The organism is Luteolibacter sp. Y139 (assembly GCF_038066715.1).
In the GTDB taxonomy this organism is placed as follows: domain Bacteria; phylum Verrucomicrobiota; class Verrucomicrobiia; order Verrucomicrobiales; family Akkermansiaceae; genus Haloferula; species Haloferula soli.
In genome coordinates this window covers 1-21129 of record NZ_JBBUKT010000016.1, presented here as the reverse complement: position 1 = coordinate 21129, position 21129 = coordinate 1, and the positions used below count along the sequence as shown (strand labels likewise).

21 protein-coding genes are annotated in these 21129 nt (G+C 62.5%); 10 read left to right on the top strand and 11 right to left on the bottom strand.

Going from position 1 to position 21129, the window contains the following annotated elements; genetic code table 11:
* Positions 1-24: 24 nt before the first annotated feature.
* Entirely contained in the window at positions 25-1374 is a 1350-nt protein-coding gene (locus WKV53_RS26580) for a YiiX/YebB-like N1pC/P60 family cysteine hydrolase (protein ID WP_341407877.1), read from the bottom strand.
* 160 nt (positions 1375-1534) lie between these two features.
* Between WKV53_RS26580 and WKV53_RS26575 the strand changes: the two genes are divergently transcribed.
* From WKV53_RS26575 to WKV53_RS26560, 4 genes are all read left to right on the top strand, one after another.
* Entirely contained in the window at positions 1535-1810 is a 276-nt protein-coding gene (locus WKV53_RS26575) for an HU family DNA-binding protein (protein ID WP_341407876.1), read from the top strand.
* Positions 1811-1938: 128 nt separating this feature from the next.
* A complete protein-coding gene (locus tag WKV53_RS26570) occupies positions 1939-2616 on the top strand; it encodes a hypothetical protein (RefSeq protein ID WP_341407875.1) in 678 nt (225 codons plus the stop codon).
* A gap of 22 nt (positions 2617-2638) precedes the next feature.
* The gene (locus tag WKV53_RS26565; protein ID WP_341407874.1) at positions 2639-4054 is read left to right on the top strand and encodes a permuted SH3 domain-containing protein; all 1416 of its coding nucleotides are present in this window, start codon (positions 2639-2641) and stop codon (positions 4052-4054) included.
* Between the two features lie 7 nt (positions 4055-4061).
* Entirely contained in the window at positions 4062-5213 is a 1152-nt protein-coding gene (locus tag WKV53_RS26560) for a prenyltransferase/squalene oxidase repeat-containing protein (protein WP_341407873.1), read from the top strand.
* 6 nt (positions 5214-5219) lie between these two features.
* Here WKV53_RS26560 and WKV53_RS26555 read toward each other — a convergent pair whose 3' ends face one another.
* The 8 genes from WKV53_RS26555 to WKV53_RS26520 all read right to left on the bottom strand — a co-directional run bounded on the left by WKV53_RS26555 (position 5220) and on the right by WKV53_RS26520 (position 14774).
* Positions 5220-7967: a DUF1592 domain-containing protein gene (locus WKV53_RS26555; RefSeq protein ID WP_341407872.1), complete on the bottom strand. Its 2748-nt coding sequence runs from the start codon at positions 7965-7967 to the stop codon at positions 5220-5222.
* Positions 7964-9220, bottom strand: a complete 1257-nt coding sequence (locus tag WKV53_RS26550) for a DUF1552 domain-containing protein (RefSeq protein WP_341407871.1) — start codon at positions 9218-9220, stop codon at positions 7964-7966. Before WKV53_RS26550 ends, WKV53_RS26555 begins: the two co-directional genes overlap by 4 nt.
* 444 nt (positions 9221-9664) lie before the next feature.
* Positions 9665-10978: a dihydrolipoamide acetyltransferase family protein gene (locus tag WKV53_RS26545; RefSeq protein ID WP_341407870.1), complete on the bottom strand. Its 1314-nt coding sequence runs from the start codon at positions 10976-10978 to the stop codon at positions 9665-9667.
* Positions 10979-11056: 78 nt separating this feature from the next.
* Positions 11057-11380 (bottom strand): hypothetical protein, encoded by a 324-nt coding sequence (locus WKV53_RS26540; RefSeq protein WP_341407869.1) that lies wholly within the window; start codon positions 11378-11380, stop codon positions 11057-11059.
* Positions 11381-11481: 101 nt separating this feature from the next.
* Positions 11482-11868, bottom strand: a complete 387-nt coding sequence (locus WKV53_RS26535; RefSeq protein ID WP_341407868.1) for a hypothetical protein — start codon at positions 11866-11868, stop codon at positions 11482-11484.
* Between the two features lie 145 nt (positions 11869-12013).
* Entirely contained in the window at positions 12014-13000 is a 987-nt protein-coding gene (locus WKV53_RS26530; RefSeq protein ID WP_341407867.1) for an alpha-ketoacid dehydrogenase subunit beta, read from the bottom strand.
* A 65-nt stretch (positions 13001-13065) separates the two neighbouring features.
* On the bottom strand, positions 13066-14148 hold the full coding sequence (pdhA, locus tag WKV53_RS26525; RefSeq protein WP_341407866.1) for a pyruvate dehydrogenase (acetyl-transferring) E1 component subunit alpha: 1083 nt from the start codon (positions 14146-14148) through the stop codon (positions 13066-13068).
* 44 nt (positions 14149-14192) lie between these two features.
* Complete coding sequence (locus WKV53_RS26520) at positions 14193-14774, bottom strand: DUF6580 family putative transport protein (RefSeq protein WP_341407865.1); 582 nt, start codon at positions 14772-14774, stop codon at positions 14193-14195.
* Between the two features lie 90 nt (positions 14775-14864).
* On the opposite strand from WKV53_RS26520, the gene WKV53_RS26515 reads away from it, so the two are divergent.
* The 6 genes from WKV53_RS26515 (at position 14865) to WKV53_RS26490 (ending at position 20097) form a co-directional block, all read left to right on the top strand.
* Positions 14865-15251, top strand: a complete 387-nt coding sequence (locus WKV53_RS26515; protein ID WP_341407864.1) for a cytidine deaminase — start codon at positions 14865-14867, stop codon at positions 15249-15251.
* Positions 15252-15373: 122 nt separating this feature from the next.
* Positions 15374-17266 (top strand): tRNA uridine-5-carboxymethylaminomethyl(34) synthesis enzyme MnmG, encoded by a 1893-nt coding sequence (mnmG, locus tag WKV53_RS26510; RefSeq protein ID WP_341407863.1) that lies wholly within the window; start codon positions 15374-15376, stop codon positions 17264-17266.
* 69 nt (positions 17267-17335) lie between these two features.
* Complete coding sequence (locus tag WKV53_RS26505) at positions 17336-17773, top strand: hypothetical protein (RefSeq protein WP_341407862.1); 438 nt, start codon at positions 17336-17338, stop codon at positions 17771-17773.
* Positions 17770-18204 carry a hypothetical protein gene (locus WKV53_RS26500; protein ID WP_341407861.1) on the top strand — a complete coding sequence of 145 codons (435 nt, stop codon included), beginning with the start codon at positions 17770-17772 and terminating at the stop codon, positions 18202-18204. Before WKV53_RS26505 ends, WKV53_RS26500 begins: the two co-directional genes overlap by 4 nt.
* A gap of 9 nt (positions 18205-18213) precedes the next feature.
* Positions 18214-18531 carry a hypothetical protein gene (locus WKV53_RS26495; RefSeq protein ID WP_341407860.1) on the top strand — a complete coding sequence of 106 codons (318 nt, stop codon included), beginning with the start codon at positions 18214-18216 and terminating at the stop codon, positions 18529-18531.
* 570 nt (positions 18532-19101) lie between these two features.
* Complete coding sequence (locus tag WKV53_RS26490) at positions 19102-20097, top strand: hypothetical protein (protein ID WP_341407859.1); 996 nt, start codon at positions 19102-19104, stop codon at positions 20095-20097.
* Positions 20098-20102: 5 nt separating this feature from the next.
* On the opposite strand, the gene WKV53_RS26485 is transcribed toward WKV53_RS26490, so the two are convergent.
* Positions 20103-20504 carry a hypothetical protein gene (locus tag WKV53_RS26485; RefSeq protein ID WP_341407858.1) on the bottom strand — a complete coding sequence of 134 codons (402 nt, stop codon included), beginning with the start codon at positions 20502-20504 and terminating at the stop codon, positions 20103-20105.
* A 108-nt stretch (positions 20505-20612) separates the two neighbouring features.
* The gene (locus WKV53_RS26480) at positions 20613-21077 is read right to left on the bottom strand and encodes a hypothetical protein (RefSeq protein ID WP_341407857.1); all 465 of its coding nucleotides are present in this window, start codon (positions 21075-21077) and stop codon (positions 20613-20615) included.
* Between the last annotated feature and the right edge of the window lie 52 nt (positions 21078-21129).

Sequence of the window (21129 nt, the reverse complement as noted above, 5' to 3'; positions counted from 1 at the left end):
GGTTTCGTGCGTGTTACGACTTCTTCAAAGAGCGCTCCGGCTGGCGTGCAAAACCAGCTCCGCGCGGGTTCCTGAAACGATTTCGTCCTTCCCCACGCCACAGGTCGCCACCACACGGAACCCTTGGGCGAGTGCCTGGGAGATCAGTTCCTCCGCGGGCAAGCAGAGGCGACCGCCGGTTTCCACCAAGGAAAAGGCGAGTTCACCCGCGCCATGATAGGCACGGTAGATGACAGCGGTACAGGCAAGCCGGTCGGAATTTCGGAAGTCGAAGGCGAAATCGTACGGCTTGTCGACATGACGCATCCCGCGTGCCAGAGAAGCCGCGAGTTCCATCGCACCGAGCGGTGGCCGGAGGATGACGAGGGCGTCCACCTCTAACGTGTCACTCGCCGGCCGGAACCGGACGCCATCTTTTTTCGCCTCCAGGAAGACCACCGGATCGGCTGCTCCCGCGGGTGGTGTGTCCATGCCGAGCGCGATCCGCTGGGATTCCGTGCCGATGAAAAACGCGGCGTGCGGCCAGTGACCCGGCAGAAAGAGATTGCTCATCGCGTCATCATGGCGGGTGACGAAGACATCTCCCGGTTTGGCGAGCCGGAGGATTTTTTCCCGCAACTCCGGAGTCACGCGCTTCGGCGCACCGGCGGGTTTCACCCCCGGCTGGCGCAACTCCGAAATCGCGCGGCCGGACCATTCGAAGACCCCGAAGACCGACTGCGCCCATGCGGAGCGATGACGCCGCAGGAAGGAGTGCCATCCGTAGGCCAGGCGGCGGCGAACGATGTCCCGCTTGCGGCGCTCGATCCATTCGTCCTCTTCTTCTAACAGGCTGACGGCCGGTGTGAGGTCAGGATGGGAGCCAAGGCCGGCGATTTTGCTACGATGTTTATCGTAGAAAGTGGCCGCCTCGCGGAAAAGGATGAGGCGCAACGGGTCGGTGGTCGCGCGAAAGAGAAAGGTAAAGGTTTTCCGGGGAATGCCGTGGACCGGGGAGGGCTCATCGAGCTTCTTTGCCAGCAGCGGGTGCTTTCCGGCCACGCTTGCCACGCCGCGCGCCTGGCGCAGCAGCAGGCATGCGGCGGCGAAGGCCACGGCGAAGGCAGGCAACTGCTTCTCCCAGCCACCGTTCACCGGCGCGCACGCCTTCTCCAGCTCCGCCAGCGTGGAGAGCAGGGCGCCGCGCACGCCCAAGTACTGCGCGTATCGTACTCGTACCACCTCGTCCTCGTCCGGCGTGAAGTAGCCCCTGGCGGAGGCGGCATCGAGGAACGGCAGCTCAAGTCCGGCACGTGCCGCCGGGGCCGCTCCGGCAACCGTGCGCGCGCCTTCGCGAACGCAGGGCTCGCAACCCGGGTGACCCGCTTCATTCATCTCCCGCATACGATTCCATGTACGACGTCTATCGTAAAGGACGGCCCGCGGCGAGGGTCCCAAACAGCCGCCAGCGCCCGTGGCTCTAGGCGCGCAACGAATTTCGCTGTCGCATTTTAGCTTGCCAAATCACGAAGGCGCACGCAATACCGTCGTCGCCATGAACAAAGCTGAACTTGTTGAAGCCATCCAGAAAGCCCTCGGCAAAGACGCCACCAAGCGCGCCGCCGAAGATGCTCTTGCCGCCGTGCTCGGTTCCATCGAGAAGGGTGTCAAGAAGGACAAGAAGGTCCAGATCATCGGCTTCGGCACCTTTGAAGTGAAGAAGCGCGCCGCCCGCCAAGGCCGCAACCCGAAGACCGGCGAAGCGATGAAGATCGCGGCGTCGAAGTCCGTGGGCTTCAAGGCTTCCTCGACGCTGAAGGCCGGCCTCTGATTGGCTTCGTTCCGGGCGCCGCTTCCAAAAAGGAACCGGCGCTACTCCACCTAAAATCCAAAAACAACGACCCCGGCCGATCCGCCGGGGTTGTTGTTTTTCAAAGAACCACTTTTCGAACCGCGATCATGAAACCGCGCATCACCCTCGCTGAGACCACCTTGCCGGACGGCTCCGTGCTCGGCATCCACGAGCACGATGGCCGCCGCTATCTCCAACTCGGTGCCAACCAACTCGCCGGTCCCGCGACCCGCGTCAGCGAGCGCGAACTGGGCCGCATCGGCTGCGCTCCCTTCAAGCCCGTCCGCCAGCCGAAGGTGTGGATGGTCGGTCTCGGGCTGGGTGAGGTGCTCGCCGGCGCGATGGAAAGCCTGCTCCAGAAGCGGGGGACTTTCTATGTCGCGGAAGCCTGGCCAGTGGTACTTCAGTGGCATCGCGAGTTCCTTCCCGACAGCCCCGCGCTCACCGACTCGCGCGTGGAGATCCTCAAGGATTCCAGCCCCACCGGTTTGCATGGCTTCGATGGCGAGCTGCATGCCGTGCTGATTCACGCCGACACGGCGCCACTCGCTGGCAAGGCGCGCGGACTTCACGAGGACAACCGCTGGCTGGCTGCGGCCCACGGCGCGCTGCAACCCGGCGGCTTGTTAGCCATCGCCTCGTCACGGCCGGTGCCGGATATCGAGCGCAAACTAAGCCGCGCGGGCTTTGAGGTCGTTCGTCATGAGATCGATGCGACGCCGAACGCGCGACGCCCGCGCCGGCATTTCCTTTGGCTTGCACGAAAAGGCAAAACCGAGGATTGAATCCGCTAATCCCTGCACCCTGATGAAATATCTTCCCCTCCTCGCGGCTTCGCTCGCCGCTGCCTCCGCCGCTGAGATCACGGTCGAGAGCAAGCCGTTCCGCATCGAGCGGAGTTTCACCGCGACGCTGCTGCCGGCCAAGCCGCACCTGATCGCGATCGATCCAGAGGGCTGGGCGGACTTTACCATCGAGAGCATCCTTCCCCACGGCACCGCGGTGAAGAAGGGTGACGTGCTCGTGAAATTCGACCGCGAGTCGTACGACCGGAAGCTGGAGGACACCAAGCGCGCGGTGCAGGCGCAGGCTCTCTCGCTCGCCAGCCAGGAACTCGCCTTTCAAAAGCTGGAAGAAGAAACCGCGCTGAAGCTCGCGGGTGCGAAGCGGGCGCAACGCGTCGCCTCCGAGGAACTCGCCTACTTCACTGCCACCGGTCGCAAGACCCAAGAAGAAGAAACGGCGGACAATCTCGAGACCTCCAAGCATCGCCTGGAAGCCGCGCAGGAAGAGCTCAAGCAGCTGAAGATGATGTACGAGGCGGACGACCTCACCGAGCAGACCGAAGAGATCATTCTCAAGCGCCAGCAGTACACGGTGAAGTCCGCCGAACTTGATTTCAGGCACGCCGAGCTCTCCACAAAGCGCATGCTCGATGTTCTGCTGCCACGCAAGGCCGAGGGACTGGAGACGGACGCCAAGAGCACCTCGATCGACCTTGAGAAGGCCGAGAAGAATCTTCCGCGCGCGCTGGAGAGTGCACGTCTTGATCTGGAAGCCGGACGCATTGCCGCCGCGCGTGGCAAGCATGACCTCGCCGATCTGGAGAAGGATGGCGTTCTGTTAGAACTCAAGGCTCCGGCAGACGGGATTTTCTATCACGGCTCACTGGATGAAGGACGCTGGTCGCTCGGCGAACTCGCCAAGTCGCTGGTGAAAGGCGGCAAGGTTCCGTTCATCCGTCCCTTCGCTTCGGTCGTGCCCGCGGAGCCCGACCTGCAATTGGTCGCGCAGGTGGACGAAGCCACCGCCCGCACCCTGCGCAAGCCTCTGAAAGGCAGCCTGACCGCCAGCGGACGTGAGGACATCGCCCTCACTGCCACCTTGGAAAAAGTAGCCACCCTGCCTGGCACCGATGGCAGATATCGCATCGATCTCACTCCCGAGTGGCCGGCGGATGACAAGCTGGAGTACCCCGCCGACCTCGACGTGGCTGCGGGCATGAACTTCGAGTGCCGCTTCATCGTTCACCAGGAAGAGCTGGCGATCACGCTGCCCGCGAAGGCCCTGCAGCCCGGCGAGGGCGGCACCTGGAGCGTTCAAGTGAAGACGGCGGACGGCAAGGGCGCCTCGCGCCCCGTGATTCGCGGAAGGGTCTCCGGCGACAAGGTGGAGATCGCCAGCGGCCTGGAGAACGGACAAGTGGTCGTCGTGCCCGACTAACAACATCGTGAAACGGATCCTCTTCGCCCTCGTTGCCACCGCCACGGCGGTCATCGCCCAGGAGAAACCTGAGGCGGAGGTGAATCCAACGACCATCGCCGCTTCCATCAAGCGAGGCGTCGATTTCCTGATCGCCGACCAGAACGAGAACGGCTCGTGGGGCGGTCCGACGAGGACCAAAGGCCTGAACATCTACGCGCCGCTGCCCGGCGCGCATCATGCGTTCCGTGCGGGTGCCAGCGGACTCGCGCTTTCCGGTCTCATCGATAGCGGCGACACGCGTCCCGAGACACTGGCGGCGATCGCCAAGGCGGGGACGTGGATGGAGACCGAGCTGCCAAAGCTTCGCCGTGCCGACCAGACCACCACTTACAATGCCTGGGGCCATGCCTACGGCATGCGCGCGCTGACCCGCCTCTATCAGACCGCGAAGGACGAAGCGTCGAAGGAAAAGTGGAAGCGCCTCGCGCAGGAGCAGTGCGATCTCGCCAACCGCTACATGGACATCAATGGCGGCTGGGGTTATCTCGATATCTACGACGGCCTCACCACGCAGAAGCCGACTGGCATCACCACCTGTTTTACTACAGCCACCGTACTTCTCGCGATGCGCGAGGCGCGCGACGTGATGGGGATCAAGCTCGATGACAAGATCGTGAAGGCCTCCGTCGCCAGTGTGGAGCGCCAGCGCGAGCCGGATTTTTCTTACGTCTACTCACAGAGCCACATCTATCGTCCTCGCATACCGATCAACCGGCCGGCCGGTTCGCTCGCCCGCAGCCAGTCATGCAATGCCACGCTGCGTGCCTATGGAAGCGCGCTAGTCACCGATGCGGTAATCGATGAATGGGCAAACCGCTTCATCGATCGCGAAGGCTTCCTCAGCATCGGCCGCAAGCGTCCCATTCCCCACGAGAGCTACTTCCAGATCTCCGGATACTTCTACTACTACGGCGTCTTCTACTTCACCGAGTCCGTCGAGTTCCTGCCGCCTGCCCAGCAGACGCCGCACGCGGAGAAACTCGCGAGGCTAATCCTGTTCCGCCAAGAGAAGGATGGCTCGTGGTGGGATTACCCGCTCTACGATTACCACCAGCCCTACGGCACCGGTTATGCGCTGATGGCGCTGTCGTGGTGCCGGGAGAAGCTTCCGAAATAAACCGGGTTACCGGTCGCGTACGTTCCGGAATGGATAGCTCTGTATGATGCCCTCGAGGATCGTGCTAAACCGGTAGCCGTCCTTGGCCGCTGCCTCTTGGATCTGCTGCACCGCGGGCATGTCATAGATTTCCAGCTTCCGGCCAAGCGCGTAGGACAGCAGGTGCTCGATGAAGCCACGCACGAATTCCTCCGGCTTTTCCATCAGGGCCGCCTTGAATCCAGCGGGATCATCGAAAGCGTGACCGTTCCACTCGGCATGCGCATCGACTGGCTGCTCGCCATCGTGCGTGCGCAGTGAACCAATGGGATCGAAAGCTTCCAAGGCAAAGCCGGGCGGATCCAAGCGGATGTGGCAGGAGTAGCAGGCGGGCTCATTGCGATGCTGTTCGAATTTCTGCCGCACGCTCAAAGCGGTAGAGGAATGCTCTTCCGCGTCCTTCAACACGAAGGCAACCTTCGGTTCCTGCGGTGGCCTATTGAAAATCGTCTCTAACAGCCACGCGCCGCGCTTCACCGGGCTGGTGCGGAAGGGTAGCGAGGTCACGGTCAGCGGGCCTGCCATCGAGATGAAGCCACCGCGCGTGCTATCGGGCAGGGGAGCACGAACAAACACGCTGTTCGCGCGCAGGTCCTTCAACTCGTCCTTGCTCGGCGGCGGTAACGTGCCGAGCTGCGTGGCACAGGCGTTCTCGAGCTGATAGAGGGATCCCAGCTGGCGGTTCAGCCAAGTGTAGTCGGCATTGACGAAATCCAGCACGCTGCGGTCTTCGACCAGCACGGTTTCGAAGAGGAGGAGCGCCTCGACAAGCATCGGGCCGTGGAGCGTGCGCTTGCCTTGCTGGCCATAGTAGAAGCCGCGGAAGAGCTGGGGGTCGGGCTTCGCAGTGTAGAGTTGATCGAGGCGTAGCCACTGCACGGCGAAGGATTCCGCCAATTCGCGCGCCTTGGGATCGCGTAGCATGCGGCGGGCCTCTGCTGTTAGACTAGTTGAGTCGTGAAGCCTTCCTGAATCTACGGCGGCTCGCAATACATCATCAGGTGGAGCCGACCACAGGAAATAGGCGAGGCGGTTTGCGAGTTCGTGATCGCCTAGGGAACGCACGCCAGCGCGGCCGCTCACGTGCTCCGATAGATAGAGGAACTCCGGCGATGCCAAGGCGGCTCCGATTGCCACACGCATGGCGTCAGGGAAAGAGCCACCGGCCTTGAGCGTTTCATCGTAAAGACCGGTGTAGCGCTCCACCGTGCGCTCGTCGACGGGATGGCGGAATGCCTTGGCAAGGAATCCGCCCAACCGCTCTTGAGCGATCTTCCGCTTCTCCTTTGCCGAGACATTCAGCGTCTCGCCAGCGGCTGGCGCGATCTCCGGAACAGCGGTGATGAAGCCGAGATCATCTAACAGAACGTGGTTTCCGCTGAACTTGGAGCCGTCCACGTCCAGCTCCGTGATGTGCTCGCCCTCGGGAGCACGGAAGGCGAAGAAGGTGTTCCCGATACCCGCGCCCTCGGGAATGTCCGCGGAGAGCGTGTGCGTGCCGCCGCCGCTGAACTTCACCGTCATGGCCACTGGGCCCTTTTCCTTTTCGCGACCGAGGGCGCAGAGGGCGAGATCCTTCACTCCTTCACCCGGCAGGCCACCCTCGAGGCCGAGCGTGAAGTGAAGGGTCTTCGCGCCCTTCTCACGATTGGTGAAAAGCGATTCACCCGAGGTTTCCTCCGCGGTTGAAAAGCCCGCGACCCAAAGATCTGCGCGCGGCGTCAGGCTCAGCACCTTGCTTTCGTCGTGGCCGAAACGGATACGCACCGGCGTGCCGCCCTTCACTGTCCGGTCACGCGCAGTCGCATCCCACACTCCGCCACTGCCATCCTGAGCGGCGGCAGCGGCATTGAAGCGAAACTGATAGGTGACAGTGACGGCGCCACCGACGGTCGCCTGCAAGGGCAGATCAAGATTCGGGGCGAAATCCCGGACGGCCTTGAAGTCATCCGGACTTGCCTCTTCCCGGATGGGTTCGGCTCGCAAGGGAACCGCCGGATCGGCGATCAGCGCGCGAAACACGGTGCTCTGTTGAGGCAGCTTCGGGCTTTCAACGATGGCCTTCGCGACACCCACATACTTTTCTAACAGAAGCGGCGAGAGGTTCATCGCATCGCCCCGATTGTGGAAGCCATGCTCCGCGCGGTTGTCTCCTGGCAGGCCAGCATCCGGGAGCAGGACGGCGTACTTCATGCCGTACTCACGCACCGGTACATTCACCTGCTCCGGCATCTTACCTAGGTTGGGTTGGAAGTAGTCGCTGACGACCGGCAAGCGCTCGGGAAAGACGAACACATCCAGCTTCAGTCCGAACAAATCGCGCACCGTGTTGTTGTACTCGAGTCGCGTCAGACGGCGGAGCAAGGTATGCCCCGGATCTCGCGCACCAAGCTTGGGATCAGGCCGAGCCGCCATCTCACTGATCCACGCGAGTAGTTTCCGACGCTCTTCTTCGCTTGGCTGCGAATCGCGCTTCGGCGGTGGCATCTGGTGCGACTCCACCTTGTCGAACACCGAGGCCCAGATCTCGCGCTCCGCCATCACCGCGGCGTCGCTATTGAAGCGCTCCAGATTGACGCCGCCCTTCGGCTTCTTCTCACTGCCGTGACAATCGAAACACTGATCTTCTAACAGCGGCAGGATCTCGCCCTTGAAATCTGGCGCGGCCGTGGCACTGGACAGCGCACCGAGCAAAATCAGAAGGCGGCCTTTCATGCGCGAAGCTGGGAGATGATACCGCTGCTATCGGCAAAGCGCTCGCGCTTCACGCCCGCCGATTGCGCGAGCGTGAGCCAAAGATTTGCAAGCGGAACCTGACCGGCGAAATGATGATGCGCCCCTGGCTGCAGCAAGCCACCCGCACGCCCAGCAATGAGGACTTCAAGGTCGGAGTACTTGTGTGAGTCGCCATCACTCAAGCCGCTGCCCATCACGACGCAGCATGAATCGAGCAGCGTTCCTTCTCCTTCGCGGATGCTGCGGAGTCGCTCGATCACATAAGCGTATAGCTCGACATGGAAGCGATCGATCTTCGTCAAAGCAGCCTTTGCTTCATCACCTTTCGTGTGGGTGAGCACGTGGTGGTTCTGGGGCTTGTCGAAGACTCCGTGGAACATTCGAGGTGAATCCCAACGCTCCGGATCCACTACCAGCGACGCCACACGTGTTAGATCGTTCTGGAAAGCCAGCACGATGAGCTCACCCATCAGTCGCAAATAATCGCCGCGTTGCTCGGGAATGCCCTCCGGTTCCGGAATCGGTGGCTTGGCCATGCGCTTTGCGGCTTTCTCGGCGAGTTCGATGCGCTGCTCTGTCGCACGCACGCTTTCCAAGTACTCCTCCAGCTTCTCGCAGTCTTCGACGCCGAGTTTCCCCTGCAACGCTTTCGCGTCAGCCATCACCACATCCAGCACGCTGCGAGTGGGACGGCCAGCGGTGCCAAAGAGGCGCTGGAAGACCGCACGTGGATTTTTCTCCACGTTCGCCGCATAGCCCGGACCCGCCCAGGAAATGCACTCATAATAGCGAGTCTCCTTGCTGTCGGTGAAGTCGTTGCAGCTCAGCTCGATCGATGGCAGAGCCGTCTCGCCACCGATCTGGCGGGCGATGACCTGGTCGAGTGTCGTATTGGTCGGGAAGCCGCCGTCCAGCGTCTCTGTCGGAGGAGAACTGGTGAGCCAGCATGCGCCGCACTGGGCATGCACCCCCGTGCCACCAACGAAGGTGCGGTCGAGCCCGCTGACGATGGAAATCTCCTTCCGCAAATCGGCGAGGGGCTCCAGCGCCGGGGTCAGCTCCCAAGCGGCACCTGTAGCCTTCGGGACGAAGGTCGCCTGATTGTAGCCGTTCGGCGTGTAGATAAAGGCGAAGCGCTGCGGAGGCTGGGCGACGGCACGCGGGGTCAACGCCTCCAGCCAAGGGAGGGGAAGGCAAACGCCCAGACCACGAAGAAAGGTTCGCCGGTGCATCGGATGACCTGCTTCATTACGCGAAACCGTGTGACAATCCATCTCGATCCTCACCGGCGCTGTCGATGGCATGTGAACAATCCGGGAATTGTCCGGGGCAAAAGCGGGCTTCTAACAAAAGACCGTGAGTTGCCGGGATTTCCCCTGAGGTTTTTCCCAGACTCTCATAGCCGTGGAATCCGCATGGTAGAGCGGTGGAACACGAGTTTCTCCCGGTTGTTCACACCATTAAGACGATGAGTTTCTTTAGTTACAAAAAGATCTCTTCTTAGAGCGTGTGAAAAAGTTTCGGACTTCACTTGGTTAGAAGGCCCTCTCCCAAGACCAAGAAAGGATCGAGTGGAGCTTGGGAAAGAGAGATGCCGTTACAGGCATCCACGTGGCCATAGAAAAGGCGTGCGACCCGTGAGGGAGGCACGCCCTTGGAAAGATGGCTGGCTTGGCTCAGACGAGCATCAGGGCCGGCTGTTCGATGAGCTTCTTCAGTTCCGCCAGGAAGCTGGCTGCCACGGCTCCGTCCACGACGCGGTGGTCGCAGCTGACGCCGATGTTCATGCGCAGGCCGGGGACGATCTGACCGTTCTTGACGACCGGCTTCTCGATGGCGGCGCCGACCGACACGATGAGGGCCTGTGGCGGGTTGACAATGGCGTCGAAGCTTTCGATGCCCCAGGCACCGAGATTAGAGACGGTGATAGTGCCGCCGTCGAATTCGCTCGGCTTGAGCTTCTTCTCCTTGGCGCGGCCGGCCATGTCCTTCACTTCCTTGGAGATCTGGAGGACGGACTTGGTTTCGGCCTGTTGGATGACCGGGGTGACCAGGCCATCTTCCACGGCGATCGCAACGGCGAGGCCGACGTGCTTGAAGGAGACGATGTGGTCGCCGGCGAAGGAGGCATTCACGGCGGGCACGGCGACGGCGGCATTGATGACGGCCTTCAGGACGAAGTCGTTCACCGAATACTTGTTGCCGTGGGTCTTCTCGGCTTGGGCATTGATCTGCTGGCGGAGGGCCATCAGCGGAGCGGCATCGACTTCGACGTGGAGGTAGAAGTGCGGGATGGTCTGCTTCGAGGCGAGTAGGCGCGAGGCGATGACCTTGCGCATGGAGGAGAGCTCGATGCGCTGGTCGCCTTCCTTCGCGGACGGAAGGATGGCGGCGGACACGGCAGCGGCCGGTGCGGCTGCGGGGGCCGTGCGGTTCTTGGCGGCGGCGGCAAGAGCAGCTGCAGCGCTGGCATCGCCCGATTTCGCAGCGGGCTTGGCGGAAGAACCGGCGACCACGTCAGCGCGGACGATGCGGCCGGCCGGTCCGGTGCCGCTGATAGCTGAAAGATCGACACCGAGTTCGCCAGCCACCTTGCGGGCGAGCGGGGAGGCCTTGATGCGGGAGCCATCGCTGGAAGCCACTGGGGCCGGAGCAGCAGCAGCTGGGGCCGGAGCCGAGGCAGCCGGGGCGCTGGCAGGAGCTGCGGATGCGGCTGGAGCGCTGGCAGCAGGGGCGGGAGCGGAGCCCGCGTCATCGCCATCAAGCACGGCAAGCACGCCACCGATCTCGGCCTTCTCGCCTTCCTGGATGCGGATCTCGGTCAGGGTGCCTTCGTCGAAGGCTTCCATTTCCATGGTGGCCTTGTCGGTCTCGACTTCCGCGAGGATGTCGCCGATCTCGACGTTATCGCCGACTTTTTTGTGCCACTTGATGAGAGTGCCCTCGGTCATGGTGTCCGAGAGCTTGGGCATTTCGATATTGATGGCCATGGATCTGGTGAAGAAAAGGGAGTGAGGCGCAGCGAGATTGCGAATTCACAAGGGCATTTCCAGTCTTTTCCCGACAACTCAGCCCTGCGTGACACGGATGACCTTGCCGCCCTTGAGGGCGAAGTTCAGACGGTCCGGGCGATGATCCATGGTTACGGGGCGCGACTCGCCGTCGACTTCGATGACCCGCCACTTCACGCCAGCCTTGTCGGCCATGGCACCGGCGGCCTTTTCATCGAGTCCCATGTAGCTTTCAGGCTTTTTCGGATCGGAGGCAGGGGCTGTGGCTCCGGCAGCTGGAGGAGCGGGAGTTTCCGGCTCCGGCGCGGGATTCGACTCGGGCTTACAGGCGGCGAGCGAAATGACGGCAGCGAGGCAGGCAAGAGGGGTCTCCAGTTTCATCCGCCACGAATCCGGCGGCAGTCGCGACGGGGCAAGGGGAAAAAGAAACGGAGGCCGTTGCGGGCCTCCGTCTCGAAATCAGATGCTTGATGGACCAAGGATTACTCCGCGAGATCCTTCATGGTCGGGATCAGGCCGAGGTGCGGGCTGCCGCTGCCGCCTTGCATGGAGGCATACTTGATGGCGCCGTTGGCGGAGCCGCAGCAGCCGTCATTCGGGCAATACAGGCGGACGCAATCCGGGCACTTGACGCGGACCTTGCGGGTCACGGTCTTGTAGCGGGGCACCTTGGTTTCCTTCACCTCGGTCATGCCGCTCTTGGCATCCACGACGACTTCCTCACGGACGACGTCATAGCCGCAAAGCTTGCGCTGGTAGGTTTCTTCGGTGTAGCCGGCGGTGCCGCTGCGCCAACCGAACATCGAGCAGCAGGACGAGAGACCCATCGACAGAAGGACGAGGGGCAGGATCACGAGCAGGTTTTTCATGGAGTCGTGTAGTGGTTAGAAGAGGCAGCAGCAGGAGCTGGAAGCGAGGCACATGGCCACGAGTCCGATAGCAGCGAGGGCTTTGATCATGGTGTCAAAATGCTAGGACGGGAACCCCTCGTGGCAATGAAAAAGACCGTCGCAATCAGCGCAAAGACAGGACTTTTTCCACAATCCGGCGGGGATTCGGGAGCTGTTCGTCCTCCACATGCTGGGAGTATATCGCCGGTGCATCCATGGTAGTCACACGCTTGATCGGCGCGTCGAGGTAGTCGAAGGCGTTGTCCTGGATGAGGTGGGAGACCATGGCGGAGACGCCGCCGAAGCCCTTTGACTCGTCGACGAGCACCACGCGGTTGGTCTTTTTGACCGTCTTGAGGATTGCTTCGACGTCGAGCGGGCGGATCGAACGGAGGTCGAGAACGTCGGCTTCGATGCCGTGTTTCTCCTTCAGGGTCTCTGCGGCCTCGAGGGCGTGGATGATCGAGCGGCCGTGGCCGATGATCGAGACGTCCTTGCCCTCGCGCTTCAGGTCGGCGACGCCGAGCGGGATCACGAAGTCGCCATCGGCTGGATCCGGCACCTCGCCGGTCATGCCGTAGAGGCGGGTATTCTCCATCACGTAGACCGGGTCGTTGTCGCGGATGGCAGCCTTGATTAGGCCCTTCGCGTCGGCCGGGGTGGCCGGGGCGACGACCTTGAGGCCGGGGAACGCGGCGAAGAGACCTTCCGGGATGTGGGAGTGGGTGGCGCCGACATTGGTGCCGCCGTTGGCGGGGCCGCGCATCACGATGGGGCAGTTGATCAGGCCGCCGGACATGTAGCGGACGCAGGCGGCGTTGTTGACCAGCTGATCGAAGGCGACGGAGTGGAAGGACCAGAACATCAGCTCCATCACCGGGCGGACGCCGAGCATGGAGGCGCCGATGCCCATGCCGATGAAGCCGGCTTCGGAGATCGGGGTATCGACGATGCGCTTGTCGCCCCACTTTTCCCAGAGACCTTGGGTCACCTTGTAGGCGCCGTTGTACTGGGCGACTTCCTCGCCCATGATGACGACGTTCGGGTCGCGGGCGATTTCTTCATCGAGGCCTTCACGGAGAGCTTCGCGATAGGTGAGCGTGCGGGACATGGAGATGATGCGTGTCGGGGATCCGGGGAAAGTACTAGAGTTACCGTAGTTCGTTCGGCTCAGGCTCAGTCGGTGAAGAAGTGCTGGCCGAGCTTCGAGGCGGGCGTGTTGTTGTCGGTCTCCCAGTAGACGTCGTCCATGACGGACTCGATGGTCGGGGCGGGGGAGGCCTCGGCGAATTTCACGGAAGCGGCGGCTTCCGCCTTGGCTTCCTTGTCGATCGCGTCGAGCTGTTCCTCGGTGGCGACACCTTCCTCGACGAGGCGTTTCCGCCACAGGCGGATGGGGTCGAAGTTGGTCTTGTAGTTCTCGATCTCCTCCGGGGTGCGGTACTTCTTGGCATTCGCGTCGGCGACGCTGTGGCCGTAGTAGCGGTAGGTATTGATCTCGAGGATAGCCGGCTTGTGCTGCTTGCGGGCGCGCTCCAAGGCGATGTGGGTCTTGGCGCGGACCTCGTAGATATCGGAACCGTCGACCACATCCCACTCCATGTCGTAGCCTTCGGCACGCTGGGCCAGGCAACCGCGGTAGGAGGAGGAGCGCTTCTGCGAGGTGCCCATCGAGTAACCGTTGTTCTCGATCACGTAGACGACCGGGAGTTCGAAGAGGGCGGCGATATTGAGCGACTCGTGGAAGGCACCCTGGTTGACCGCGCCGTCGCCGAGGTAGCAGAGGGCGGCACCTTCCTTGCCGAGATACTTGAGGCCGTAGGCGAGGCCGAGGCCGAGCGGGGTCTGGCCGCCGACGATACCGTGGCCGCCCCAGAAACCCTTGTCCGGAGCGAAGAAGTGCATGGAGCCGCCCTTGCCCTTCGAGCAGCCGGTGGCCTTGCCGAAGAGCTCGGCCATCAGCGGATTCATCTCCATGCCGGACATGATCGCATGGCCGTGGCAACGGTAGGCGGTGATGTTGTGGTCATTCTCGCCGCAGAGCGAGAGGGTGCCGACCGCCACCGATTCCTGACCGATGTAGAGGTGAAGGAAGCCACCGATCTTGCCGGCGTTGTAGTACTTCAGGGCCTCCTGCTCGAAGCGGCGGATGCGCTGCATCTTACGGAAGAGCTCGATCTTCTGCTCGGCGGTGAGCGCCTTATTGATCGGCGAGCCGGCGAAATCGAGACGAGGCGTGTCGGCGGTGGCTGAGGACATGGGCGGGGCGGTGATAGGGGCGAAAACAGGTTTGGAGCAAGAACTTATCGGGTCTGCGCGATAGGCGAGGCCAGCTCAGCCGGAGCGGCCCACGAGCGACGGGCAAGCAGGAACAGCGCCGTGAAGACGGTGTTCGCCACGACGAGATTGCGGAGGAAGATCCAGGTCGGCATCGGGTCGGTGGGGCGGCCACTCCACAGAGCCTGCCAAAGGCTCTCGGCGGTCTTCGCATAGCCGGGGTCGGCGAGCCACACGGCGGTATTCGTCAGGAGATGGAAAAGCAGGGCGGCAAGAACTCCGCCGCCGAGCACGAGCGCGGGGGAGGGAGACTTGCGCAGCGGCAAGGCCATTACGCCGGTCAGCAGCAGCGCGAGGAACGCGACGGTCACGCCGCCATGGGCGAAGGGAGAGTAGCCCTGAAGCAGGCTCGCGAGCGGATTGCTGACCAGCCAGGCGGCGACGGGCAAGGCCCAGGCTTTCGTTCCGCGGAGGAAAACGATGCTGCACAGGAACAGGGCCGGAAGTGGCTGGAAGTTCGGCATCTCGTGCGAAAAGGCGGCTCCCAGGCAGCGGAAGGCGATCAAGAGTGCCAGCAGCACGAGGGCTGGAATCCAAGGACGTTGCATGCCCTTTCCCTGCCTGATCCGGGGGGCCCGGGCGAGTCGAAAATGCGCGGGCTTGCCTCCCTCCGGCTGACGGTTTTTCCTAACGGCCATATGGACTGGGAACCGCTCATCGAAGCCGCTTGGCAGGTCCGCGAGCGGGCCCATGCCCCCTACTCGAAGTTCCACGTGGGAGCGGCGCTGCTGGTGGAGGGACAGGTCTTCACCGGGTGCAACGTGGAGAACCTGTCCTATGGGCTGACCAATTGCGCCGAGCGGGTGGCAGTGGGGACGGCAGTCGCGGCAGGGTTGCGGAAGATCGAAGCGGTGGCGGTGGTAGCGGATACCGAGGTGCCGATCTCGCCCTGTGGGGCGTGTCGCCAGGTGCTGGCGGAGTTTGGCGATCCGCTGATCTGTCTGGCGAACCGGACGGAGCGGCTGGTTTTTCGTTTGTCAGAGCTGCTGCCGAGGGCGAGTTCCGGGATCTTGAATCTGCCTTGATTCGTTCCACGTGGAACATGTCCCCCACTAGAACCTGAATCTAGTGGGTTTCCGACGCGGCAGGATGCGTGGTCCCCACCCTTGTCGTCGCGGCGGTAGCTGCGTAGGGTGCCCGCCCTCGCATGTTCCGCTATCCCAAGCGCTACGACGTTCTCGTCATCGGTGCCGGCCACGCCGGTGTGGAAGCCGCCCTTGCTGCCGCCCGGCTGGGCGCGCAGGTGGCGGTGCTTACCCAGAACCTGGACACCATTGGCCAGATGTCCTGCAACCCCGCCATTGGCGGGCTGGCCAAGGGACATATGGTCCGGGAGATCGATGCCCTCGGCGGGGCGATGGGGCTGAACACGGATGCCACCGGCATCCAGTTCCGGATGCTGAATGCGTCCAAAGGTCCTTCGGTGCGGGCCCCCCGTGCACAGTGCGACAAGAAGGCCTACCAGTTCCGGATGAAGTGGGTGCTGGAGTCCACGCCGGGCATCGAGCTCCATCAGGGGAACGTCGCGGACATCTTGGTCGAGAACGATGCGGTCACTGGCATCACCACCTCCCTCGGCATGGAGATTCAGGCCGCGTCGGTGGTTCTCTCAGCGGGGACCTTCATGCGCGGGCTCATGCACGTGGGGTTGCGGAACGAGAAAGGAGGCCGGATGGGGGACGCCACCTCCACGGTATCCGATTCTCTCAAGCGCCTGAAGTTCCACGTGGAACGTTTCAAAACCGGCACTCCCTGCCGTCTGAACGCCCGGTCGCTCGATTTCTCCAAGTGCGAGCCTCAGTATGGGGACACCCCGCCGCCACTGTTCTCTTACCTCGCCGATACTCTCTACCGGGAGCGGGATGACCTCTTTACCCTCAACCCTTGGGCGGATTCTTCGTTCCACGTGGAACAACTGCCCTGCTGGGTGACCTACACGAACACCGCCACCCACGAGATCATCCGGGGGAATCTCGACCAGTCTCCCATGTATTGCGGGGTGATCGAGGGCGTGGGCCCACGCTATTGCCCGTCGATCGAAGACAAGGTGGTCCGTTTTGCGGAGAAGGACCGGCATCAGGTCTTCCTGGAGCCGGAGGGTCGCCACACCCACGAGTATTACGTCAACGGCGTCTCCACCTCTCTGCCCTACGAGGTGCAGCTGAATTTCCTGCGCACCATCCCCGGCTTGGAGAAGTGCGAGATCCTCCGCCCCGGCTACGCGGTGGAATACGATTACTGCCCGCCGACCCAGCTTCACCCGACGCTGGAGACCAAGCTGGTCTCCGGCCTCTACTTCGCTGGCCAGATCAATGGCACCTCCGGCTATGAGGAGGCAGCAGGGCAGGGGCTGATCGCCGGGGCCAATGCCGCCCTGAAGGTGGCTGGGAAGCCGGACCTGATCCTCCGCCGGGACCAGGCCTACCTCGGCGTGATGGTGGATGACCTCGTCACCAAGGGCTGCACCGAGCCCTACCGGATGTTCACCAGCCGGGCGGAGTTCCGCCTGCTGCTCCGTCAGGACAATGCGGACCTGCGTCTCACCCCGCTGGCCGCCGAGCTCGGACTCGCCCATGGGGAGCGCGTCGACCGGATCCGCCACAAGCAGGCGGAGCTAGAACGGGCACTCCGCTGGGCACGCCAGGCTGTCCACGAGGGCGTGAAGCTCGACCACTGGTTTCGCCGGGTCGAAAATACTGCCGATTTGCTCCCCGAAGACCTCCGCGGAGAGTTCCACGTGGAACTTTGGCCGCTGATCGAGACCGAGCTGAAGTATGAGGGCCACCTCCAGCGCCAGCAGATGCAGGTGGAGCGGATGGCCCGCCACGAGGACAAGCGCATCCCCGCTGACCTCGACTACAGCCAGATCCGCGGGCTGAAGAAGGAGGCGCAGGTCAATTTCACCCGCATCCGCCCCGCCACCCTTGGCCAAGCCGGCCGCATCTCCGGCATCACCCCCGCAGACGTCGCCATCCTCGCCGTCTGGCTGGAAAAGGGCGGCCGCCGGAATGTTGCCAAGGCGACCGAGGCAGAGTCATGATGGAGGAGGATGGCTGACTTACTCAGGCCCTTTTACCGCTCCCGGCTGTTCTGGCTCGGCCTTCCGGGCTTGCTGTTCCTGCTGTGGGCGTGGGCGGAATCGAACATTGTCCGCTACACCCTTTTTCTTCCGGCATCGGAACTGAACTCTACTCAAGGCAAACTCCTTTGGTGGGCGACCGGTTCTGATGGCACGTATGACGTGCAGCTCGACTATCGCACCAGCCATGTGACCTTGGCGGAGGTCGGGCGAGCGGAACTTTTCTTTGGCCGATGTGTGTTCCCCATGGCCGGAGAGTTCGAATCACAGCCAGTAGCTCCCGGAGAAATGTGCTGGTTCCCCGCGCTGCGGTGGGAGTCGGTGGACATCAATGCCGCCACCTTCTACCGACTGGTCGCGGTGCCTTACTGGCTGTTGATGACCGGCTACGCTGCTATCTTCGCGGGCGGGATCACAGTCAGACAACGCCGGAAGGTTCGCCTGATGAAAATCGTTCCTCCGCCATGAGGCCCCACCCCCGCCGCACTTGGTTCTGGCTTCCCTTCATGCTGCTGATGGGGCTGGTTGGCTGCTTGCTGGACTCGATCTTTTCCACCACCGCAGCCGGCTTCATCCGAGGGAACCGGGGGGCCGAGCTGACGCATGCGTTTGGAGTGATCGAGGTCAGGTTCTTCCACGACACTACCAGACCTTCATCTGGTCCACTGAACTACGGAGCCTATCACAGGGCCAGAGACGTTCTGGGGCTCCAAGCTCCCTATCTCTTTCCCTCGGTCGAGTGGCCGGTGCCAGTCGACTCCGACTATCCGATGCCGACGAAGTCGTGGCAGATCCGGGTTCCCGACCTGTTTCTAATCTCGGCTTACTTGGTGGGTTGGCTTGCCGTGCACCGATGGTGGCGGCGACGGGAGGCCAAGCACCTTGCCAACCACCCCTGAAGAGTCACCATGATCCGCCCGTGGTATCGCTCCCGCTTGTTCTGGCTGGGCCTTCCCGGACTGCTGTTTCTTGTCTGGGGCTGGATTGATCGGAGTCCATCCTCTTCGCTGACTGCCACAGTGGGTACTGCCGACCTCAGCGTCGGCAACGAGTCCGGAAGCCTGAGAGTCCGCTGGCAACGCAATCCCGTTGGATTGGCCATCGCCGGCCAAGACGGGGACAGCGGCACCCGGCACTGTGGGACTCTTCCCCAAGGCTATCCGGTATTCCGTGTGGACCATTTCTTGGCGTCCCGGCGTTCCTGTTCCTTCTGTGGGCGTGGGTGAACTCGAACTTCACGCACTACCGGCTCTCCGAACTGAACTCGACCCAAGGCAAGCTGCTGTGGTGGGCGACGCAGTCGGACGTGGATCATGATATCACGCTCGACCCTCGCTGACCGTAGAAACCCATCAACCCTCGGAACTGTTTTTCACGTCTTGCGTCTTCGTGCGCCGGGGGATGCTGGAATCGCAACCGGTCGGTCCGGGGGAAAGCTGCTGGTTCCCGGCACCCCAATGGCGGTCCGTCGATATCAATGCCGACACCTACTACCGGCTGGTCTCCATGCCCTATTGGCTGCTGACCGGTGGTTATGCGGGGTTTTGGATGGGAGGGGTAGTGTGGTGGCAGCGGCATAAGCTTCGCCTGCTGAGGTCACAATCTGTCCTTCCCCCGTGATCAAGAAAACGTCTTATATCGCTTACAGTGAGTGGAATATGAAAATATTGCGCTGCGATTGACCGGAACAAAGAGGCAGCTCTGGCCGGAGAAACCCCGGTGGAACCCGTTCTCCCGATCTTGGGGGTGGCACTGACTTTTCTTTATCTCGTGATCTGGATGGGCACCATGGCCGGATGGCAGCGACGGAAAGCCCGCTTGAGGAAGGTCCCCGTCGCGCCGAATTTGTAGTCCGCCCGTGGTATCGCTCGCGTCTGTTCTGGGCCGGGATGTTCGGGCTGCTGTTCCTGCTATGGGCGTGGTGGAACTCCGGCGCGTATTCTTCGACCTTCACCGCGGAGAGCCGGGGAGGCGAGCCGATCCTCCATGGCGAGGTCTCGAGCGGTAGTCTCCTGGTGAGATGGCAGCGGAGGAATGTCTCGCTTTCGCCGCTCCAATGGACCTTCACCGCCGATCGTTGGGGCCTCGGCGAACATGATCCGGCCACCCGTGCACCCACGCCAAGGCCACGGCAGTTCGATGTCGTGTGGGCGCTCCGGGTCAAAGAGGAGCGGGATGGTCTCGGCAAGAATCCGGCTGCTGCTGGCTGGGTGCCCTCGCCCGGCCGCAGCTTGCCGGTGTCGAAGTTGATGCTCCTCGAATATCAGGTCGCGTGGTGGCTGGTGGTGCTCGTCTACCTGCTGGCCGGGGCGCTTCTCCTTGCCTACTGGCAACTGGTGAAAGCCCGCCGGCGGGAACGCCACGGCGGCCCGGGTGCGGTGATCTCGCTTCGCCTCTGGTTCCTGTTCGTGGTCTTGCTCGCTCTCACAGGTTGCTTCCTTGATTCCATCCACAGCCGCACCCGGGGCGGGATGGGGAATGGGAAGTACGATGTCGGCTGGTCGCATTTCCGCGGCCTTTTCACCGTGTCCGTTTTCTACGCGCCATTGGCCTCCGATGGAGTCGCTCCCTATGGGAAAGCCGTTCGCGAGTCGATGACGACTGGAGGATTCACTCCGCAGCGCTGGCCCCGCTGGATTGGTCCCGATATCGGGGGTGAAAACTCATGGGAGCTGCGACTGCCGACCACGCTCACCATCGGTGCCTATGTGGTGCTGTGGTCGGCAGCGGCCTGGTGGCGCTGGCAACGGTTTCGGAGGCACCTGCGGAAGCTTTCCCGGCAGGATCCCTGACGGGATCATTCGCCGTTGCCCGGGGCCGATTGGCGGCGAATGCGCCACACCAGGAAAGCGATCCAAGCGCTGAGGAAGAGCAGCATCAGGAACCAGTGAGCGATGCCGAACTGGAACTGCCGGTCGTAGATTTCCGGAACGACGGCCCGGGGAAACCATGGCTCACCGGCAGTGGAAATGGGCTCGTGGATCCAGTGGAAGTAGGTAAGCGAGGTCGACGTTTGCGAGGCGTCCCATGAAAAGCCGAGTTGTCCGGTGCTCTGGTAGGCGGAGATGCTGAAGTGCTTGGGCAGCCAGAAAAAGCCGTCGGTATGGCTCATGGAGTGAACCCATCCGCAGCCAAGAAAGGCCAGCACGAGGATGCCGAGCCAGAAGGATTTCCAGCGGTGGAGGGGACGCGGGGGCATGGGGTGCAAACTTCGAACTCTGAAGGCTGAACTTTGAACTCTGAATGGAACAGCCGGAAGATTTGAAGGGGAGTACCGTCCACCCGTGTCGACGGAAGATCGACACCCTTATTTGCTGGTGTCCAAGCGCTTCATCCGCCGATGGCGGTAGAAGAGGCAGGTGGCCCAAGGGAGGGCGAAGAGGAGAATGAGGAGCCAATGGGCGACGAAGACTTCGAGCCGGCCGGGATAGCGCTCCACGCGTACGGCCCGGGCGAACCAGGTTTCCTTGGGAGTGAGCGTGATGATCTGGTGAGACCAATGACTGGCGAGGGGCGAGAACCGGGAAGTGTCCCATTTGACTTCCACCCATCCCAAGGTTTGGCCTGCGGTGAGGACGAAGCGGCCGAAATTCCGGTACACGAAATGGTCGAAGTTCTTCGACGCTGGTGAGGGCGTGGAGCTTCCGACGGCCGAGTTCCAATAGAGGACATCGACGTGTCTCATGGACGCCACCCACGCCCAGCCGAGGAATGCGATGATGAGGACGCCGAGCCAAAAGGACTTCCAGCGGTGGAGGGGGCGGGGAGGCATGGGGAACGAACTTCGAACTCTGAATGGAACAGCCGGGTGTCGACGGAACGTC

Bases quoted from the DNA above. Each gene is read 5' to 3' on its own strand.
- WKV53_RS26520 (WP_341407865.1), bottom strand. From the start codon at position 14,774: ATGCAACGTCCTTGGATTCCAGCCCTCGTGCTGCTGGCACTCTTGATC.
- WKV53_RS26565 (WP_341407874.1), top strand. From the start codon at position 2,639: ATGAAATATCTTCCCCTCCTCGCGGCTTCGCTCGCCGCTGCCTCCGCC.
- WKV53_RS26500 (WP_341407861.1), top strand. From the start codon at position 17,770: ATGAGGCCCCACCCCCGCCGCACTTGGTTCTGGCTTCCCTTCATGCTG.
- WKV53_RS26575 (WP_341407876.1), top strand. From the start codon at position 1,535: ATGAACAAAGCTGAACTTGTTGAAGCCATCCAGAAAGCCCTCGGCAAA.
- WKV53_RS26485 (WP_341407858.1), bottom strand. From the start codon at position 20,504: ATGCCCCCGCGTCCCCTCCACCGCTGGAAATCCTTCTGGCTCGGCATC.
- WKV53_RS26515 (WP_341407864.1), top strand. From the start codon at position 14,865: ATGGACTGGGAACCGCTCATCGAAGCCGCTTGGCAGGTCCGCGAGCGG.
- mnmG (WP_341407863.1), top strand. From the start codon at position 15,374: ATGTTCCGCTATCCCAAGCGCTACGACGTTCTCGTCATCGGTGCCGGC.
- WKV53_RS26535 (WP_341407868.1), bottom strand. From the start codon at position 11,868: ATGAAAAACCTGCTCGTGATCCTGCCCCTCGTCCTTCTGTCGATGGGT.
- WKV53_RS26550 (WP_341407871.1), bottom strand. From the start codon at position 9,220: ATGCACCGGCGAACCTTTCTTCGTGGTCTGGGCGTTTGCCTTCCCCTC.
- WKV53_RS26495 (WP_341407860.1), top strand. From the start codon at position 18,214: ATGATCCGCCCGTGGTATCGCTCCCGCTTGTTCTGGCTGGGCCTTCCC.
- WKV53_RS26490 (WP_341407859.1), top strand. From the start codon at position 19,102: ATGGCAGCGACGGAAAGCCCGCTTGAGGAAGGTCCCCGTCGCGCCGAA.
- WKV53_RS26555 (WP_341407872.1), bottom strand. From the start codon at position 7,967: ATGAAAGGCCGCCTTCTGATTTTGCTCGGTGCGCTGTCCAGTGCCACG.
- WKV53_RS26545 (WP_341407870.1), bottom strand. From the start codon at position 10,978: ATGGCCATCAATATCGAAATGCCCAAGCTCTCGGACACCATGACCGAG.
- WKV53_RS26540 (WP_341407869.1), bottom strand. From the start codon at position 11,380: ATGAAACTGGAGACCCCTCTTGCCTGCCTCGCTGCCGTCATTTCGCTC.
- pdhA (WP_341407866.1), bottom strand. From the start codon at position 14,148: ATGTCCTCAGCCACCGCCGACACGCCTCGTCTCGATTTCGCCGGCTCG.
- WKV53_RS26570 (WP_341407875.1), top strand. From the start codon at position 1,939: ATGAAACCGCGCATCACCCTCGCTGAGACCACCTTGCCGGACGGCTCC.
- WKV53_RS26580 (WP_341407877.1), bottom strand. From the start codon at position 1,374: ATGAATGAAGCGGGTCACCCGGGTTGCGAGCCCTGCGTTCGCGAAGGC.
- WKV53_RS26530 (WP_341407867.1), bottom strand. From the start codon at position 13,000: ATGTCCCGCACGCTCACCTATCGCGAAGCTCTCCGTGAAGGCCTCGAT.
- WKV53_RS26480 (WP_341407857.1), bottom strand. From the start codon at position 21,077: ATGCCTCCCCGCCCCCTCCACCGCTGGAAGTCCTTTTGGCTCGGCGTC.